The following is a 1,423-nucleotide window of genomic DNA, read 5'->3' as shown; positions in this document are numbered from 1 at the left end:
GCCTCCTAGAACGGCTAAAAGCCGTTCTACGTCGATTTACCGTTGACGGACAGTAAATTATACGGGTAACAGCTAAAATGGCTTAGAGGGCAAATTAGAGGCATTTAAAAGCAATCTTCAAAGCCGATAAAGTCTGAAGGAGTTGACGACTGGACTTTATCGGCTTTGAAGATTCTAACTGACGCAAGTCAGTTTTGTTTGAGCAAAGCGAAATCTGATACAGGCTTAAGTGTTTTAGCACAACTCCAATTTATTTGGAGTGTAAGTGCGCCTTTGACATTTTCTTTGGATTTTTTCATTGCCATTTTTAAAGCAATGCGCACTTACACACAACAACTAAAGTTGGTTGTATTATTGTGCTAAAGACTTGTATCAGAAGTCGGCTAGCCGACAACAAAAAAGGTGCTCAAATCGAGCACCTACTTTCCATTCGCTAATTAATCTTGTATCTCGCCAGTCTCTTTGTTTATATCGCCTCTGCCATACTTGCGTTCCTGATAAACAGCATCGAAATACAGCCTTATCAGTCCAGTATGAGCACGTAAAACCGAATTAACGACTTTAATACCGGGCATGCCATATTCTGAACCATGAGCTTTTAAAAAGCGTCTCAGTTCACGCATATTCGCCAAATTATGGTCATCAATCAAATCGCAAACATCATTCAGCATGTCGTCTTTATCTTCAACATCAAGCGTAATATAGCGATCAATGTCAAAATTGTTCAGTAAAACAATGTCATGCTTGCTGTACTTGTGCTTATTTTTAGCAATAGCGTCTTTAGATTCATGTGTCAGATACAAATACATATTTTCCATGCTCTGGACAACAATTTGTACTTTAGCAACACTCTTATCGCCTAAAGCACGCTTGATTTTCAAGCGAACGCTTTCTGCTGTGACAGGATTTTTAGAGATATAAATAACGTGATAATGGGCTTTTTTATACTTTTGCCCCTCAACACTGCTCAAATCTTTATCATGAAGCGGGCTAATTGCAATTGGAACGCCTAAAGTTTCAAGCTTTGTTTGCCAATCTTGTGGTATCGATTCTGGATAAAGTAAAAAAGTGAAGTATCTCGCCTTTTCTTTTGCCATTTGTTATAATCGCCTTGACAGAACAAGCATTAGTGAGAACTCGTATTTCTTGAAGGGAATGAGTTCTCACTTATTTTTTTGCTCTGATTCCTTTCTTGAATATTCTTCTAAAGCTAAAACAAATATTGCAGACTTCGAAAAGCCTTTTTCTTTAGCAAATTTTTCAACTAATTCATACTGTTTATCCGTCAACCCAATCGAAACTCTTTTTTTATTTTCAGCCATAATATTCTCCTCTCAAATATTGTAAACAAATTTTACTTTTATTCGCTTTTTTTGTCAAGATATTTTACATCCACACGTTTTTTTGCCAATTTTGTTGGCGA

The 1,423-nt window shown here is 36.8% G+C and carries 2 protein-coding genes; both read right to left on the bottom strand.

Annotated features, from left to right (window positions below):
* Positions 1-437: 437 nt before the first annotated feature.
* Positions 438-1,097: a replication protein gene (locus tag ACOV1R_RS16015; RefSeq protein ID WP_275957227.1), complete on the bottom strand. Its 660-nt coding sequence runs from the start codon at positions 1,095-1,097 to the stop codon at positions 438-440.
* A gap of 66 nt (positions 1,098-1,163) precedes the next feature.
* Entirely contained in the window at positions 1,164-1,322 is a 159-nt protein-coding gene (locus tag ACOV1R_RS16010; RefSeq protein WP_158160189.1) for a CopG family transcriptional regulator, read from the bottom strand.
* Positions 1,323-1,423: the final 101 nt, after the last annotated feature.

The sequence above is a fragment of the Lactiplantibacillus sp. YT640 genome (assembly GCF_049745435.1).
Classification (GTDB): domain Bacteria; phylum Bacillota; class Bacilli; order Lactobacillales; family Lactobacillaceae; genus Lactiplantibacillus; species Lactiplantibacillus plantarum.
Note: the sequence above shows the minus strand (reverse complement) of the source record. Positions and strands in the feature narration are given on the sequence as shown.